17 protein-coding genes are annotated in these 14,709 nt (G+C 52.0%); 12 read left to right on the top strand and 5 right to left on the bottom strand.

The genetic code is table 11. From position 1 onward, the window contains the following. The first annotated feature begins 3 nt into the window (after window positions 1-3). Together ldtA and GA0061071_RS00595 are read left to right on the top strand one after the other, a co-directional pair. Window positions 4-957 carry a L,D-transpeptidase gene (gene ldtA, locus GA0061071_RS00600; RefSeq protein ID WP_134317950.1) on the top strand — a complete coding sequence of 318 codons (954 nt, stop codon included), beginning with the start codon at window positions 4-6 and terminating at the stop codon, window positions 955-957. 341 nt (window positions 958-1,298) lie between these two features. Further along, on the top strand, window positions 1,299-1,790 hold the full coding sequence (locus GA0061071_RS00595; protein ID WP_061494187.1) for a DUF1003 domain-containing protein: 492 nt from the start codon (window positions 1,299-1,301) through the stop codon (window positions 1,788-1,790). 94 nt (window positions 1,791-1,884) lie between these two features. Here GA0061071_RS00595 and GA0061071_RS00590 read toward each other — a convergent pair whose 3' ends face one another. Then, window positions 1,885-2,655: an SDR family oxidoreductase gene (locus tag GA0061071_RS00590; RefSeq protein ID WP_061494188.1), complete on the bottom strand. Its 771-nt coding sequence runs from the start codon at window positions 2,653-2,655 to the stop codon at window positions 1,885-1,887. A 95-nt stretch (window positions 2,656-2,750) separates the two neighbouring features. Here GA0061071_RS00590 and GA0061071_RS00585 point away from each other — a divergent pair, with 95 nt between their 5' ends. The 4 genes from GA0061071_RS00585 (at window position 2,751) to GA0061071_RS00570 (ending at window position 5,542) form a co-directional block, all read left to right on the top strand. Continuing rightward, window positions 2,751-3,698: an AraC family transcriptional regulator gene (locus GA0061071_RS00585; RefSeq protein ID WP_088238021.1), complete on the top strand. Its 948-nt coding sequence runs from the start codon at window positions 2,751-2,753 to the stop codon at window positions 3,696-3,698. A gap of 33 nt (window positions 3,699-3,731) precedes the next feature. Further along, window positions 3,732-4,295 (top strand): helix-turn-helix domain-containing protein, encoded by a 564-nt coding sequence (locus tag GA0061071_RS00580; protein ID WP_061494190.1) that lies wholly within the window; start codon window positions 3,732-3,734, stop codon window positions 4,293-4,295. Beyond that, window positions 4,292-4,843: a GNAT family N-acetyltransferase gene (locus tag GA0061071_RS00575; protein ID WP_088238020.1), complete on the top strand. Its 552-nt coding sequence runs from the start codon at window positions 4,292-4,294 to the stop codon at window positions 4,841-4,843. The genes GA0061071_RS00580 and GA0061071_RS00575 overlap by 4 nt, the downstream gene beginning before the upstream one ends. A gap of 168 nt (window positions 4,844-5,011) precedes the next feature. Then, a complete protein-coding gene (locus tag GA0061071_RS00570; protein ID WP_061494192.1) occupies window positions 5,012-5,542 on the top strand; it encodes a glyoxalase superfamily protein in 531 nt (176 codons plus the stop codon). A gap of 71 nt (window positions 5,543-5,613) precedes the next feature. Here the strand turns inward: GA0061071_RS00570 and GA0061071_RS00565 are convergent, their stop codons facing one another. Continuing rightward, complete coding sequence (locus GA0061071_RS00565; protein ID WP_061494193.1) at window positions 5,614-6,108, bottom strand: glutathione peroxidase; 495 nt, start codon at window positions 6,106-6,108, stop codon at window positions 5,614-5,616. A 331-nt stretch (window positions 6,109-6,439) separates the two neighbouring features. Between GA0061071_RS00565 and GA0061071_RS00560 the strand changes: the two genes are divergently transcribed. Beyond that, entirely contained in the window at window positions 6,440-7,465 is a 1,026-nt protein-coding gene (locus GA0061071_RS00560) for an LLM class flavin-dependent oxidoreductase (RefSeq protein ID WP_088238019.1), read from the top strand. A 170-nt stretch (window positions 7,466-7,635) separates the two neighbouring features. On the opposite strand, the gene GA0061071_RS00555 is transcribed toward GA0061071_RS00560, so the two are convergent. Next, window positions 7,636-8,547: a LysR family transcriptional regulator gene (locus GA0061071_RS00555; RefSeq protein ID WP_061494195.1), complete on the bottom strand. Its 912-nt coding sequence runs from the start codon at window positions 8,545-8,547 to the stop codon at window positions 7,636-7,638. A gap of 101 nt (window positions 8,548-8,648) precedes the next feature. On the opposite strand from GA0061071_RS00555, the gene GA0061071_RS00550 reads away from it, so the two are divergent. Beyond that, a complete protein-coding gene (locus tag GA0061071_RS00550) occupies window positions 8,649-9,770 on the top strand; it encodes an alkene reductase (RefSeq protein WP_088238018.1) in 1,122 nt (373 codons plus the stop codon). A gap of 42 nt (window positions 9,771-9,812) precedes the next feature. Continuing rightward, window positions 9,813-10,313: an ester cyclase gene (locus tag GA0061071_RS00545; protein WP_408612868.1), complete on the top strand. Its 501-nt coding sequence runs from the start codon at window positions 9,813-9,815 to the stop codon at window positions 10,311-10,313. 161 nt (window positions 10,314-10,474) lie between these two features. On the opposite strand, the gene cfa is transcribed toward GA0061071_RS00545, so the two are convergent. Then, entirely contained in the window at window positions 10,475-11,623 is a 1,149-nt protein-coding gene (gene cfa, locus GA0061071_RS00540; RefSeq protein WP_061499865.1) for a cyclopropane fatty acyl phospholipid synthase, read from the bottom strand. Window positions 11,624-11,914: 291 nt separating this feature from the next. On the opposite strand from cfa, the gene GA0061071_RS00535 reads away from it, so the two are divergent. Further along, window positions 11,915-12,649 (top strand): helix-turn-helix domain-containing protein, encoded by a 735-nt coding sequence (locus GA0061071_RS00535; protein ID WP_245191391.1) that lies wholly within the window; start codon window positions 11,915-11,917, stop codon window positions 12,647-12,649. Here the strand turns inward: GA0061071_RS00535 and GA0061071_RS00530 are convergent. Then, complete coding sequence (locus GA0061071_RS00530) at window positions 12,643-13,188, bottom strand: GNAT family N-acetyltransferase (protein ID WP_061494199.1); 546 nt, start codon at window positions 13,186-13,188, stop codon at window positions 12,643-12,645. The genes GA0061071_RS00535 and GA0061071_RS00530 overlap by 7 nt on opposite strands. 435 nt (window positions 13,189-13,623) lie before the next feature. On the opposite strand from GA0061071_RS00530, the gene GA0061071_RS00525 reads away from it, so the two are divergent. Then, window positions 13,624-14,106 carry a cold-shock protein gene (locus tag GA0061071_RS00525; RefSeq protein WP_061494200.1) on the top strand — a complete coding sequence of 161 codons (483 nt, stop codon included), beginning with the start codon at window positions 13,624-13,626 and terminating at the stop codon, window positions 14,104-14,106. A 34-nt stretch (window positions 14,107-14,140) separates the two neighbouring features. Further along, complete coding sequence (locus GA0061071_RS00520; RefSeq protein WP_061494201.1) at window positions 14,141-14,680, top strand: DUF2058 domain-containing protein; 540 nt, start codon at window positions 14,141-14,143, stop codon at window positions 14,678-14,680. Window positions 14,681-14,709 lie beyond the last annotated feature (29 nt).

Raw genomic sequence — 14,709 nt, 5'->3', positions numbered from 1 at the left:
GAAATGATGCCCCGATTCACATTGCTGTGCAGTCTGATTGCGCTGTTTTCTGCGCCGAACGCGCTGGCGGTGAGCTACCCATTGCCGCCGGAGGGCAGCCGGCTGGTGGGCAGTCCGCAAATTATCACCGTTCCCCATGACAACACGTTGCCGCTAGAAGCTTTCGCCGCGAAATACGGTCAGGGGTTGAGTAATATGCTTGAAGCCAATCCCGATGCCGATCCCTTTCTACCGAAAGCGGGATCGCAACTGACCATACCGCAGCAGATTATTTTGCCTGCCACGGTGCGCGAAGGCATTGTGGTGAACGTCGCGGAAATGCGCCTTTACTATTATCCGAAAGAGACGAATACGGTGGAGATTTTACCGATTGGCATCGGCCAGGCGGGGCGCGAAACGCCGCGCAACTGGGTCACCGCCGTAGAGCGTAAGCAGGAAGGACCGACGTGGAGTCCGACGCCCAATACCCGACGTGAATACGCCAAACAGGGGAAAACCCTGCCAGCGTTTGTTCCGGCCGGGCCGGATAATCCGATGGGGCTGTACGCCATTTATATTGGCAAGCTGTACGCCATTCACGGCACCAATTCCAACTTTGGTATCGGGCTGCGTGTCAGCCAGGGTTGCATTCGGTTACGCAATGCTGACATTAAATACCTGTTCGATAATGTGCCTGTCGGCACCCGCGTGCAGATTATCGATCAACCGGTGAAAGCCACCACCGAGCCGGACGGCAGTCGCTGGATTGAAGTTCACGAGCCGTTGTCGCGCAACCGCACTGAATTTGAATCAACGAACAAAGTGCCACTGCCCATTACGCCAGCGCTGCGTGCCGTGATGCAGGGGAGTGAGGTGAATGTGAACCGGGCAACGGACGAGTTAGAACGACGATCGGGCATGCCGGTGAATATCACCACCGCGACGGATCGCGGGTTATCGACCCCGGAACACCTGTAATCCACTTTACAGCCTCGACCGGGCATTTGTTGGCGCGCCCAGTCAGTTCTTCCTTATTGGCTCTACGCTGTTGTTGCCGATCTGTGTACAGGCTAAAAGATACCGGGGGGCGTTGGTTAGGGGAAACTCATTAACCTTTCCCCTTCAAAACCATTCTCTACAAAAAACACGACAGGCGACAATGCGCGATGAGCAGATCTTAAATGGCCGGGATCTTTCTGAAGGAGAAGTGTCAGGTATACATCAGGGTACTCTCTATTTTCGAACAGTTGGGTATCAGCTTCCGCGGATACCTGAATTTTTGGCGATGCTGGCAATGCCCCGAAGCAGGAAGTTTTGATATGCATACAGATAAAGAATTTCGTTTATATCGCCCCTTGAAAGGTATTACGCATACGTTTGGCGAAGAATGGTTTGCGTTGAGAGCAGAAGCTTTCGCACGTTTTTTTGGTACGCCGACTTTCCTTATTGGGCAGACTATCGCGGTGATCGTGTGGATTGTCCTCAATACTGCGGGCTTTGTGACGTTTGATCCCTATCCCTTTATTTTGCTCAACCTGGCGTTCAGTATTCAGGCTGCTTATGCAGCTCCACTGATCCTTTTGGCGCAAACCCGACAGGCGGAGCGCGATCAGGCACATGCGCTGGCCGATGCACAACACCGCGAAGATCTGGATGATGCAATGGCGAAGCGCCAGATGGTCGCTGAGGAGCAGTCGGCACAATTGTTGGAATTACTGAAACAGAATACTCATCTGACCGAATTGACCCGACAAATGGCCGAGCGTATCGAAACGCTCACAACGCAGCTTGCGCAGCGTGAGTTTCACTGACAGTCGCCGCCACTTTCTTGCCGCGCGTGGCTGAGAAACAGAGAGAGGGATACCCTCTCTCTGCCCTTACTTGTCTCATCTTCGCCCGGAACAATCAGTATGAAAAAGGGGAGCGATGCTGCGCTTCGGTGAGAGAATGCAGGGCATCTTCACCGGCAGCGGTATACAGCGGGGCGTGTTGATCGTTCGCGACGGCAAAAATGGCCTCCGCCACATCTTCGGCATGCGTTACTGGCGCGTGGGAATTGCCAACCATCTGGATAAACTCATCGACCATTTTTCCATACGCAGGATCGTCTCGCCCACCAAAATAAGCCTGCGCATTTTGGCCAAACTTCGTTTCGGGCGAGCGGCCCGGTAACACAACATGAACGCGAATACCAAAAGGCCTGGCTTCGATGGCTAATGATTCGCTCCATGCATTCAACGCCGCTTTACTGGCACGATAAAGCCCAATCAGCGGCATCGCTTTGGTCGTCACGGATGAAGAAACATTGATGATCACCCCTGATTTTTTCGCTCTCATCAGCGGGAGAAATGCCTGCGTTAATGACAGTGTGCCCAGGACATTGGTGTTCATTAATTGCTGCGCGGTTGCCAGGGGCGTCAGTTCAACGGGGACGGGGGCGCCAAAGCCAGCATTATTGACCAGCAGGTCAATCGCGCCAGCCTTTTTCACTACATCCGCAATGCTGCCCTCGGAAGTGATATCCAGCGGCAATATCGTCAGCCTGTCGCTTCCAGGAAAAAGCGTCGCATCAGGCGTTCTCATTGTGGCAATCACGTCCCAACCCTTGGCTAAAAAAAGTGTTGCTGTTGCCAGCCCAAAACCTGAAGAGCATCCGGTAATCAGTGCAGTTGGCATGGGTTAATCCTCTCTGTTGACTAGAGCCGCAATCATAGCCGCCACGAACTGGACAATATATAATCAAAAATCCACTTTCATTGAGAGAGAGTCCAATGTCAGATCCGTTAACCGATATTGTTGCTTTACTCAACCCCAGGCCAACTCATACAAAACTCGTTGAGGGCGCGGGTCAGTGGCGTATTATCCGGGAGTCTTCCGGAGAAGCGTTTTACTGTGCCGTATTGCAAGGCGAATGCCTGATAAGTATTAACGGTAAGGCCCCCACGTTAGTGGTTTCCGGGGATTTCGTTCTAATACCCGCCACTTACACGTTTGAGAACACCAATGCGGGCACCCCGCCTCCCGCTGGCATTACGGAGCCAACCTTGCTTGGCGACGGACACGTGCGAATTGGCTCAACAACCGGGTCGGCTGAACTGCTCATGAATGTGGGTCACTGTCAGTTCGACACACCGGACAAACAGCTTATTGTCGCTTTACTGCCCAACGCGATCCTGATTAAAGGAGAACGGCGTTTCATCACCTTGTTTGACCTCCTGCTGGATGAAAGCCGGACCCGGCGACCCGGGCGTGACGCGGTATTGACGCAGCTTTTGCGACTGTTACTGGTTGAGGCATTGCGCAGCGACCAGGATCTGTCGAAAACGACAGGTATCCTGAAAGGGTTACAACACGAAAAGATCGCCACAGCGCTGCATCTCATTCATGAAAAACCCGGCGCTGACTGGCAAATAGCACACCTTGCTCGTGACTGTGCGATGTCCCGATCCTCTTTTTTTGCCATATTCAGCGAGACAGTCGGCATGTCACCCATGCAGTACTTGCTCTTCTGGCGAATGTCGTTAGCCAGGAAAGCCTTGATGAGTGGCAAGGATAAAATCGAACAGATTGCCTTCCGGACAGGATACCAATCTGCGAGTGCGTTCAACGTCGCCTTCACGAAATACGTCGGTATGCCGCCGGGCGAATTCCGACGCCGGAATGCGGCTGACCCGACTGTTCAGCTTGACGGGCAATCCGTTTTCAGTAATATCCCATAAAAGAGAAATTTATCTCATTTAAGGGAGGTGAAGATGAGTAGCACCGATTACAGGCAGAGGCTGGCTGCGCGTCTTGCTGCGCTGCGTTTGCAACATAACCAGTCATTGGATGAACTTTCCTCTGCATCGGGGATAAGCCGGGCATCGTTATCACGGATTGAACGCGGTGAAGTCAGTCCAACAGCCGAAGTTCTCAATCAACTCTGTAGCGTCTACGGAATGACGATGTCCCGCCTTCTCAATGAGGTCGAGCAAGTGGCAGAGAATCTGTTTCGGGCAGATCAGCAAACGTTGTGGCTGGATGACGAGAAGGGATTTGAGCGCCGCTTGTTAATACCGCCTTCAAACCAATACAAATGCGAAATGATTGATGGGAAGCTAAGACCCGGTGCTTTCATAGAATATCAGAAGCCACCGGTACAGGGACTTGAACACTATCTCTGGTTATATGATGGTGAATTAACGATTACGCAGAATGCAGAAGCCTGGTCTTTGAAAAAAGGCGATAGCTTGCGGTTTCATTTATCAGGATCTTCATCATTCAGGGCTCATGACAGTCTGGGTGCACATTATTTATTGGTGGTATGTAAATCATGATCGACTATCAAAAGCTCAACGCTGAAGAGGCTCACCTGGTTTTATCCGAATTAGGCGATGTATTGCAGTCTTGTGTCAAGGACGGGGCAAGTGTAGGGTTCACCGACCCGGCAGATCGTTTATCCATCGATAATTTCTGGAAAGATAAAATTTACAGCCTTGCAAGCCATGATTGTGAGTTACTGGTAGCCCGTGACAATGGAGTGTTAGCCGGAACAGTCATCATTAATTATTGTGGCATGCCTAATGGTCGCCACCGTGCGGAAATTTCAAAATTACTTGTTCATCCTCAATCACGTCGTCAGGGTATTGCACGGCAATTAATGAGTCAGGCAGAAAACATGGCCTGGGGAAAGGGCATATCTTTACTTGTACTGGATACACGAACGGGTGACGTGGCCAGTGAATTATACCGATCTCTTGGCTGGCAAACAGCCGGTACGATACCCCTTTATGCTCAATCTATTGACAATCGTTTTCACAGTACAACCTTTATGTATAAAGTGAAGAAGGAGTCGATCCCGCCATTTATATCTGAAAACTTGTGAAATTTCCTGAGGCTGTGTACCCTCATTCAGGGTCCATGCTACCCGCCGCTCGCTTCCGGAAAGGAAAAGGTGAAAGCATGTTTGTTCTCAACCTCATTAATTTTACAACTCTTGACGGTCGGGTTGTGGCAATGCGAGCCCCCTCATTTCCTGACGACAGGAGAAAATATGATTTCTATCGAGCAAGCAAAACAAATGGCTGCCAAATTAAAAGCCTCTCTTGAATTGCGCGATCACAAGATTCCTTATTCCATTGCACTCGAAATAGTTTCTCACCAGTTAGGTTTCCGAGACTGGAACACCGCAGCAGCAACATTGCTCCCGCAGGTTTCCTCCTCTCAAATTCATTTCAGTAAGCCCATACCTATTCTGCGCATTTTTGATGTCCGAAAAGCACAGGAGTTCTATCTGGAATTTCTGTCATTCAGCGTTGAGTTTGAACATCGGTTCGAACCCCAGTTACCCCTGTATATGGGTATTGCCCGAGAGGGGTTGCAGTTACATCTTTCTGAACATCATGGTGATGCCAGCCCGGGCGCAACACTATTTATTCCGATGAAAAATATTGCGTCGTTCAGAAATGAACTACACGGTAAACACTATGGATATGGCCGCCCGGAAATCGTTAAGCAAGATTGGGGGGATGTGATGGAAGTCCATGACCCGTTTGGCAACCGGCTCCGCTTCTGTCAAAGCTAATTCGTCATGCTTAAAAGGGGGATCGCCGATGGGGTGGTCCCCTTTTTACATTCAGAACCGAATGGTTCGACTTACCGAAACACGCGGATGTCAAGAGCAGCAAGGATTGCGGCTTCCATTTTCTCCGGCGTGGTGAACGGTGCAAAACGCTTGAGTGGTTTACCGTCGCGTCCAATCAGGAACTTCGTAAAATTCCACATGATCCGCCCACCCAGTACGCCGGGTAATTCGTTTTTCAGATAACGAAATACCGGGTGTGCTGCGGCGCCGTTGACCTCTACTTTCTCGAATATCGGAAAGGTCACACCGTAGTTAATGTGACAGGTCTGCGCGATGTCGTCGGCACTACCCGGTTCTTGTTTACCGAACTGGTTGCAGGGGAAACCAAGCACCACCAAACCCTGGGCGGCATATTTCGCGTAGAGTGCTTCAAGGCCGCCGTATTGTGGCGTGAAGCCACAATGGCTGGCGGTATTCACGACCAGAACCACTTTACCCGCGTAGTCGACCATAGAAACAGACTGGCCGCCCAGAGTCGTGGCTGAAAGTTGATGAAAGGGGGTCATAGCGTCATCCTCAAAACAAAACCCGTTCGACGCCGCACACGTCGCAGGAAGTCGAGCCTGTTCCGGCTGGCGTAACAGGTCTGAAATCGTGTGCAAAACATCTTTGCAAAGTCGAACGAAAAGAACAACACACAGACGCCCCTGACTCGTACCTGCTCACACGACAAGGTCGTCGAGTTGGTCAATTAATTTGAACCAGTATGTTAAACAAAGGATATTTATTCGTAGCATGCAATGCGTAGAGTAGGGGAGACATAAAGCAGAAGCATGCAGGCACAGTCGCCGGTGCTCTTCTGCTGATTATTTCCCTGAAGAGAAGGACAACTACGTCATGAAGAAGATCGGATTTTTGTCATTTGGTCACTGGACGCCGTCGCCGCAATCCGGAACGCGTTCGGCCGCTGACGCCTTGCTGCAATCCATCGATCTGGCCGTGGCCGCCGAAGAGTTAGGTGCGGACGGCGCCTATTTCAGGGTGCATCATTTTGCCCGTCAGCTCAGTTCGCCGTTTCCGTTACTGGCCGCTATCGGTGCGAAAACGCGCCATATCGAGATAGGTACGGGTGTTATCGATATGCGTTATGAAAACCCGTTGTATATGGCGGAAGATGCCGGCGCGGCGGATCTTATTTCCGGCGGTCGCTTGCAACTCGGCATCAGTCGCGGTTCCCCGGAGCAGGTGATCGATGGCTGGCGCCATTTCGGTTACCAGCCTGCTGAAGGGGAAACGGAGTCTGATATGGCGCGCCGCCACACAGAAGTGCTGCTGGACGTGCTGCGAGGCGAAGGCTTTGCCAAACCGAACCCGCAACCAATGTTCCCCAATCCGCCTGGGTTGCTGCGCCCGGAGCCGTATTCTGAAGGTCTGCGCGATCGCATCTGGTGGGGGGCAGGCTCAAACGCGACAGCGGTATGGGCGGCAAAACTGGGGATGAACCTGCAAAGCTCGACGCTGAAAGATGATGAAACCGGCGAGCCTTTCCACATTCAACAGGCAAAACAGATCCGTGCTTACCGTGATGCCTGGGCCGAAGCCGGACACACCCGTACGCCGCGCGTCTCTGTCAGCCGGAGCATTTTTGCGCTGATGGACAGCCGCGACCGCGCCTATTTTGGCGGCAGCCGTGATGATAGCGATAAAGTCGGTTTCCTGGATGAGAAAACCCGCGCGATTTTTGGTCGCAGCTATGCGGCCGAGCCGGACAAATTGATCGAGCAACTGAAGCAGGATGAAGCGATTGCCGAAGCGGATACACTGCTACTGACGGTGCCGAATCAACTGGGCGTTGATTATAATACTCATGTGATTGAGTCGATCCTTAAGCATGTTGCTCCGGCTATGGGCTGGCGGGACTAACGTCGGCATTCTGCGCAAGTGACAAAATACCGAGGCGGGAGAGGCAGAGCTAGTCAGGAAAATAAAAGACTGAACTCTGGCTGGAGGGTAACCGCATTTACTGACAAGCCCGCAGACACGCGGGCTTGATACCGCTGTGCAAGGCAGGCCTGCGGGAAAGTGGACGCCGGTTATGTTTTTTCAAGCCAGTCGATGAAAAATTCAGTGAAAGCAGTTACCTGTAGCGGTTGCAGTCGCCGTTGTGGGTAAACAAACTGCAAGCCGACATCCTTTTTATCCAGCCGGTTAAAACCGATAAAGCTATCAGCAAACAGGACGTTAAGCTGCCCTTGCTCCACATCGTGCTTGACATCCCACCATGATTTAGCAGCAATGCCCGCACCGGCAAGTACCCACTGGCGGAGCAGTGCGCCATCATCACAGACCAGGGCCGGCGTGATGCGAACGGTGCTGGCTTTCCCCTGTTGCTCAAACCGCCATTCATTCATCAGCATGCCGCGTAATTCCATCGCAATGCATTGATGCTGATGCAAATCTTCAATTTTTTGGGGTGTGCCAGCCTGCTGCAGGTAGTTTACTGACGCAACCAGTACCCTGTGGTTTGGCCGGATATGCCGGGTGACTAAATTGCTGTCAGGGAGATTGCCAAAGCGTACGCTCATATCGAGACGATTTGACACCAGATCGACGACATTTTCACTGAGATAGAGCGTACTTTTCACCTCCGGGTGCAGTCGGGTGAAATCAAGCAGGGCGGGGCCCAGGTACTGCCGACCAAAATCTGACGGTGCGGAAATACGGATGTTTCCGCTGAGGACCCCCTCTTTCTGCGTGAGAATGGACTCTGCATAAGACATCTCATCGAGCACCCGCAACGCGGCATGAAAAAAAGCCTCTCCGGCGCGCGTTAAGCTGATTGCGCGCGTGGAACGATTAAACAGACGGGTTTGGTAACGCTCTTCAATCGCTTTCAGCCTGGCGGTCATTGTCGCGGGTGAGAGTGCCAGCCGTCGGCCCGCAGCAGAAAGCCCGCCGGCTTTCACCACTTCTACCAGTAGCGTCAGATCTTCGAGTTTGCCCATTATTCGGATTTCCTGAAAAGAGAATCAGCTTCCACTGCAATTATCAAAATTAAATTCGATAAGTAAAGTGACGTTATTGATGGCAGACAGGAGAGTTTACGGTGGACAAGCATTCACTTTTTGACCGTTATCAGATGAAGCATATCAGTCTGAAAAACCGGATCGTTATGGCGCCCATGACCCGTGCGCGTTCGTCGCAGCCGGGCAATATTCCGACGGCACTGATGGCTGATTACTATCAGCAGCGCGCCAGTGCAGGGTTAGTGATTACGGAAGCAACGCAAATCTCCCCGCAAGGACAGGGATACTCCTGGACGCCGGGCATACACTCCGCAGAGCAAATTGCAGGATGGCGCCGGGTGACGCAAGCCGTTCATCATGCCGGAGGGATCATCTTTTCCCAACTGTGGCATGTTGGCCGCATGTCGCATGCGCGTTTTCACGCTGACGGTAAACCTGTTGCCCCTTCGGCATTGCCCTCTGAGGCCAAAGTATGGGTGGTCAATGAGAAAGGTGAAGGGCAGATGGTTGACAGTACTGCGCCCAGAGCATTGAGCCATGCTGACATTCAGCAGGTGATTGAGGATTACCGTCAGGCCGCCATCAATGCGGTCGAGGCTGGCTTTGATGGCATTGAGGTGCATGGCGGAAACGGCTATTTGGTCGATCAGTTTTTGCGGCGTACCTCTAATCATCGTACGGACGAATACGGTGGTAGCCTGGTAAACAGGATCCGTTTTGCGCAAGAGGTGCTGGCGTCGATAAGTGATGCGATTGGCAGTGAGCGTACAGGCATTCGCCTTTCTCCTTTCATTACTCAGCGTGGCATGAATGACCCTCAAGTGATTGACGCGATTCTGGCGCTGGCGGCATGGTGCGATAAAAAAGGCATTGCTTATATTCATCTGGCGGAAGCGGACTGGGACGACGCGCCACAGGTACCGTTAGCGTTCCGCAAAGCGTTACGCGCAACCTTTAATGGCACCCTTATCGTCGCGGGTAATTATACCAAGGATAAAGCCGACAAGATTTTACATGATGATCTGGCCGATCTGGTGGCTTTTGGTCGCCCATTTATTTCAAACCCGGATTTAACGTATCGGCTAAAGAATCATTTGCCGTTAGAAGAAATAAACGATCCCGCCACGCTATTTGGCGGGAGTGACAAAGGCTATACCGATTACCCCGTATATCACTCTACTGATGTCAGGAACAGGGAATAAACAATGCAACGACCACAATATTATTTAACGCGTGCTGCAGTAATGGTGTGTTTGCCGCTTTCTTATGCTGCTCACGCTGCCGATGAGGCGCTTATTCAACCCGCACAGTTAATTGTGGATCAGGAGATGGCGCAACCCCACCTGATGGATGTTGAGACGGCGGCACGACGCTATGCAACATTCTGGAATACCGGTGATGAAACACTGGCACGCAAGGCGCTGGCGGCGGATTTTATCGATAAAACGCCACCGGAAGGCCGCAAACAAGGACCTGAAGGGGCCATCCTGGCTTCGCGAGGGTTTCGTACAGCAGTGCCGGATCTGCGTTGTGAGGTTGAACAGATGATCATTGCTGGCAATCGCGTTGTGTCGCATCTTCACTTTCGCGGGCATTTCACCGGTACCTTTGGGAAATTAAAAGGAAAAGGCCAGACCGTCGATTTTATTGCTACGGATATTTATCAGGTGGAAAAAGGCAAAATCACGGCAAACTGGCATATCGAAGATAATCTGACGCTAATGAAGCAACTGGGGGCACTATAGCCATCCGGCGATAAGGATAATTCTGCGTACCCTGGCGGACGTGGCGTACTGCTCAGCCGTAAGAAACAGCTTATGCAGGCGGCGAAAGTCTGCCAGGGGGGCAGGGTTATATTATCCGCCAATGGACGAATGTCATTGAACAATCAAACCGGTGGGAAGCGTTAGCGTGCCACGCGCAGTCCACCGGTGACGCCCCGGCTAAAGACGATTTGCCAGAGCTGGATATTCCTGGCGCGAAACGCGCCCGCGCAGGCCGTCAGATAATAGTTGAACATGCGGCGAAATTCAGGAGAGTAATTCTCGGCTAACTGTGGCCACGCCTCATTAAAACGGCTATGCCAGGCCATCAACGTTTTATCGTAATCCGGACCAAAGTTATGCCAGTCTTCCATGACAAACCGGGGTTCGCTGGCCGTGGCAATGTGTTTTACCGAGGGCAGACAGCCGTTAGGAAAAATGTATTTATTAATCCAGGCATCGACGTTATGCCCGGTTTGATTTGACCCAATGGTGTGCAGCAGGAAAAGCCCCTCTGGTTTCAGACAACGATCCACGGTTGCAAAATAGGTGGCATAGTTTTTAGGCCCCACATGTTCGAACATACCGACGGAGACGATGCGGTCATATTGTTTGTGCAGGTCGCGGTAATCCTGGAGCAGGATGTTGATATCCAGCCCGTGGCCGCGCATTTCCACATACGCTTTTTGCTCCGCCGAAATGGTAATACCGTCGACTTTGACGCCATAATGCCGGGCGGCGTACAGTGCTAATCCGCCCCAACCGCAGCCAATATCCAGCAGTGTCATTCCCGGTTTAAGCTGAAGTTTTTCACAAATCAGCGCCAGCTTGTGCTCCTGGGCTTCGCATAATTCTTCCGCCTCTTTCCAGTAACCGCAAGAGTACTGCATGTTGGGATCGAGCATGCGGCTGAACAGGTCGTTGCCGAGATCATAATGCACCTCACCAACCTGCCAGGCACGTTTGCGGGACTGCGGGTTGGTAAGCCGCGCAAAGGCAATACGGGCAAGATCGTAAAGGCGGGCAGGGCGCTGTTGATCCACACCCGCCTTCAGTAGACGCTCAAAAAAGATATCGAGGCGCTTGCAATCCCACCACCCCTCCATGTAACTCTCGCCGAGACCCAGAGAGCCCTGCTGTAACACGCGTTTGAAAAAGCGTTTGTCATGCACCCGGATATCCCACGGGTTGAACCCATTAATAACAATACCGGCCTGTGATAACAGCTCCTGCACGATCCGCAGCCATTGGTCTGGTTTACTCACATCAACGGCGGTACATTCGTTAGCCATCATTTTTCCTTCAACGGTTTCGTCGGTCAGCCGGAACATCTACCCGCCATAAGCGGCCTGGCGCGAAGAGCGAACCTGCTGCGAAAAGAGGTTATCTCCCTGATGGCCGGGTGGTAAATTATTCATAACTGAGTGAAATATGCTTAATGCCCGCTCATTATTCAGTAAACCCGCCCGGCCTGCGCTGTGGTATCAAGACAAACTTCATCGAATAGAGGTCAGGTTGTAATGTGCCCTAAGCTTGTGTCTTCTCCCTGTCAGCCTGTTTTCGGGCAGCCAGCGCCTGTGTTGATGTCTCTGCCTCGCCCGGTCTACTTTCGCAGTTATCCGCTGCCGGACGATACGGGTGTGGAGCAACATCAGCATCCGTTTGCGGAGTTTCTCTATGCGCGCGAGGGGAGTATGCGCGTGGCAATAGAAGGCAAAACCCTGGTCGTGCCTGTTCTTTACGGCGTGTGGATCCCGGCTCATGTACCGCACAGCATTCTGTCCAGTCATCATGTTCGGCTGGAAAGCCTGTATGTGGACGCGGGCTTCGCCGCTATCGAACACAGCGGCAGCAAAGTGGTGATCGTCAGCGATTTCGTGCGTGAGTTTATTCACTACGCGACGGCACATGTGCCGGAAATGTATGACGAAGAGGGGGACGATGCGCAACTGGTGCGCGTGTTGGTCACGCTGCTCAGACAGTTGCCTGATGCCGGGTTTTCGGTGCCGTGGCCCGGTTCACCCTTGCTGATGAACGTGTGCCGTCAGATACAGGAGTCGCCCGGCGACGCGCACAGCATTGAGCTGTGGGCGTCCTGTTGCGGCATGTCGGTGCGCACGTTCTCGCGCCGTTTTAAAAAGGAGACCGGCGTGGCGTTCAGCGAGTGGAAAAAACGCGTGCGACTGCTTGAGTCGGTTGTGATGCTCAAAAATAACCGGAGCGTCACCCAGGTTGCGCTGGATCTTGGCTACTCCAGCCCGGCTTCTTTCACGTTTGCTTTTCGCCAGATGTTTGGCGTTCCGCCGACACGTTATTGATTCCTTGCCTGCCACTCTCTTTTAAGCAGGGCGTAGACGAAGGTGTTGTCATATCTCTCCTCGCCGTCTTCCGTGACAAACGAGACGAACTCCCTGAAACAGCCTTCCTGGCGCATGTGAAGACGATCGCACAGTTTCTGCGAAGCAAGATTGGTGTCTTCAACATAGGCATACAGGCGTCTGGCGTCTTTTACGCTAAACAAATAATCAAACAACGCTGAGGCGGATTCCGTGGCAAAACCCTGACCTTCATATCGTGCATTAAAGTGCCAGCCTACGCACCAGGTATTCGGATCCGGCTCTTCACGGTTTTCGGCAAACAGGTGACCAATCAGCGTGTCACTCTCTTTCAGAGACACGGCGAACTGACTGGCATCACGCGACCGTTTATTAACCTCTTCTGCTGCGTCGGCGAGGGAACTGAGTTTCTCATCATAAAAACAGGGGGCGCGAGGCGAAGCGAGATAGTCGAAGAGCGCCGCGGCGTCGTTGTCGGTAAAGGCGCGAATGATGAGGCGCGGTGTTGTGGTGACGATCATAAAAGCCTCGCGGTTGAGTTAGCCCATCAGGGCGTCCAGTTTTGATTCAGAACATCCAGAGGTATGCCGGTTGCCGGGAGCGGGGCAACACGCCGTCATTGGTCGTAAAATGCTGCCTGTAATGCCTGTGCGCAGTGTACAGCATGCTCCAACGATAACGCACGGAGTCCTGCCAGTCTGTGAACCGGAAGCGATGAACATTGACGCGGTTTACCGCTTGCGAAAGCATCCGCTACGCGCGTTGCATCTGCTGTTAGAATTTCTGGTACAGCGCTTTGCGCTGCGGGATCGGTGCATGCCGGACATGTAGCATGGCATAGACGTATCAAGGAAATTTATCCTCCGGACTGACCGTAAAGACGTGGTCTGCGCAGGCATTGTGCATTACACTGCGCGCTGCAAAAATTGAGTAGATAAACGATTAATCAGGCGGTAATGGCGATGAACGGAACAATCACAACGTGGTTTAAAGATAAAGGCTTTGGATTTATCAAAGATGAAAATGGCGATAATCGCTATTTTCATGTGATTAAGGTCGCCAACCCGGATCTGATTAAAAAAGATGCGGCGGTGACCTTTGAACCCACCACCAATAACAAGGGACTCTCCGCCTATGCGGTAAAAGTCATCCCGGAAAGTAAATACATCTATATCGCCGGCGAGCGCATTAAGCTCACGTCGATCAAATCTTACCTCGTTTACAGCGAAGACGTGCCTGCCGATGCCCGTATCGACAAAGAGAATGCGGTGCTTTCCGTCGGTTTGTTAATGGGGAATATCAGGCCGAAATCAGCCGCGCAGCCGGGCGAAATGCGTACGCTGAAAAAACTGGCGATCACCACCTTTCAGGGAACGACGTTAATCTTCTCGGAAGATGAGATAGACATTGATACCACGGTAAAAATGCTCAAAGTCTGACATCATCCATATTAATTAACGGGTAGCGACAACGATGACAAAACTCACCTTACAAGAACAGATGCTCAAAGCGGGGCTGGTCACCAGTAAAAAAATGGCCAAGGTCCAGCGAACCGCTAAAAAATCACGTGTTCAGGCACGTGAGGCAAGAGAAGCAGTGGAAGAAAATAAAAAAGCGCAGCTTGAGCGTGATAAGCAACTCAGCGAACAACAAAAACAGGCTGCATTATCGAAAGAGTATAAAGCGCAGGTGAAGCAGCTCATTGAAATGAACCGCATCACCCTTACAAAAGGCGATATTGGTTTTAACTTCACCGATAATAATGTCATCAAAAAAATCGAGGTGGATAAGCAGACGCAGGCCCAACTGATTAATGGCCGTCTCGCCATTGCGCGTTTGGCGGCAGATAACAACGGTGAGAGTGAATATGCGATTATCCCGGCAAGCGTAGCGGATAAAATTGCCCAGCGTGATGCCAGCAGTATCGTATTAAACAGTGCGCTGAGTCAGGAAGCACAGGATGAAGACGATCCGTATGCCGATTTTAAAGTGCCCGATGATTTGATGTGGTAATCCCCGGATACGACGCCCGGCGCCTGGCT

Source organism: Kosakonia oryzendophytica (assembly GCF_900094925.1).
GTDB classification, from domain to species: Bacteria; Pseudomonadota; Gammaproteobacteria; order Enterobacterales; family Enterobacteriaceae; genus Kosakonia; species Kosakonia oryzendophytica.
Note: the sequence above shows the minus strand (reverse complement) of the source record. Positions and strands in the feature narration are given on the sequence as shown.

What these genes read in the sequence shown, in the direction of transcription:
- ldtA (WP_134317950.1), top strand. Translation starts at nt 4, where the DNA reads ATGATGCCCCGATTCACATTGCTGTGCAGTCTGATTGCGCTGTTTTCT.
- GA0061071_RS00595 (WP_061494187.1), top strand. Translation starts at nt 1,299, where the DNA reads ATGCATACAGATAAAGAATTTCGTTTATATCGCCCCTTGAAAGGTATT.
- GA0061071_RS00590 (WP_061494188.1), bottom strand. Translation starts at nt 2,655, where the DNA reads ATGCCAACTGCACTGATTACCGGATGCTCTTCAGGTTTTGGGCTGGCA.
- GA0061071_RS00585 (WP_088238021.1), top strand. Translation starts at nt 2,751, where the DNA reads ATGTCAGATCCGTTAACCGATATTGTTGCTTTACTCAACCCCAGGCCA.
- GA0061071_RS00580 (WP_061494190.1), top strand. Translation starts at nt 3,732, where the DNA reads ATGAGTAGCACCGATTACAGGCAGAGGCTGGCTGCGCGTCTTGCTGCG.
- GA0061071_RS00575 (WP_088238020.1), top strand. Translation starts at nt 4,292, where the DNA reads ATGATCGACTATCAAAAGCTCAACGCTGAAGAGGCTCACCTGGTTTTA.
- GA0061071_RS00570 (WP_061494192.1), top strand. Translation starts at nt 5,012, where the DNA reads ATGATTTCTATCGAGCAAGCAAAACAAATGGCTGCCAAATTAAAAGCC.
- GA0061071_RS00565 (WP_061494193.1), bottom strand. Translation starts at nt 6,108, where the DNA reads ATGACCCCCTTTCATCAACTTTCAGCCACGACTCTGGGCGGCCAGTCT.
- GA0061071_RS00560 (WP_088238019.1), top strand. Translation starts at nt 6,440, where the DNA reads ATGAAGAAGATCGGATTTTTGTCATTTGGTCACTGGACGCCGTCGCCG.
- GA0061071_RS00555 (WP_061494195.1), bottom strand. Translation starts at nt 8,547, where the DNA reads ATGGGCAAACTCGAAGATCTGACGCTACTGGTAGAAGTGGTGAAAGCC.
- GA0061071_RS00545 (WP_408612868.1), top strand. Translation starts at nt 9,813, where the DNA reads ATGGTGTGTTTGCCGCTTTCTTATGCTGCTCACGCTGCCGATGAGGCG.
- cfa (WP_061499865.1), bottom strand. Translation starts at nt 11,623, where the DNA reads ATGGCTAACGAATGTACCGCCGTTGATGTGAGTAAACCAGACCAATGG.
- GA0061071_RS00535 (WP_245191391.1), top strand. Translation starts at nt 11,915, where the DNA reads ATGTCTCTGCCTCGCCCGGTCTACTTTCGCAGTTATCCGCTGCCGGAC.
- GA0061071_RS00530 (WP_061494199.1), bottom strand. Translation starts at nt 13,188, where the DNA reads ATGATCGTCACCACAACACCGCGCCTCATCATTCGCGCCTTTACCGAC.
- GA0061071_RS00525 (WP_061494200.1), top strand. Translation starts at nt 13,624, where the DNA reads ATGGCGATGAACGGAACAATCACAACGTGGTTTAAAGATAAAGGCTTT.
- GA0061071_RS00520 (WP_061494201.1), top strand. Translation starts at nt 14,141, where the DNA reads ATGACAAAACTCACCTTACAAGAACAGATGCTCAAAGCGGGGCTGGTC.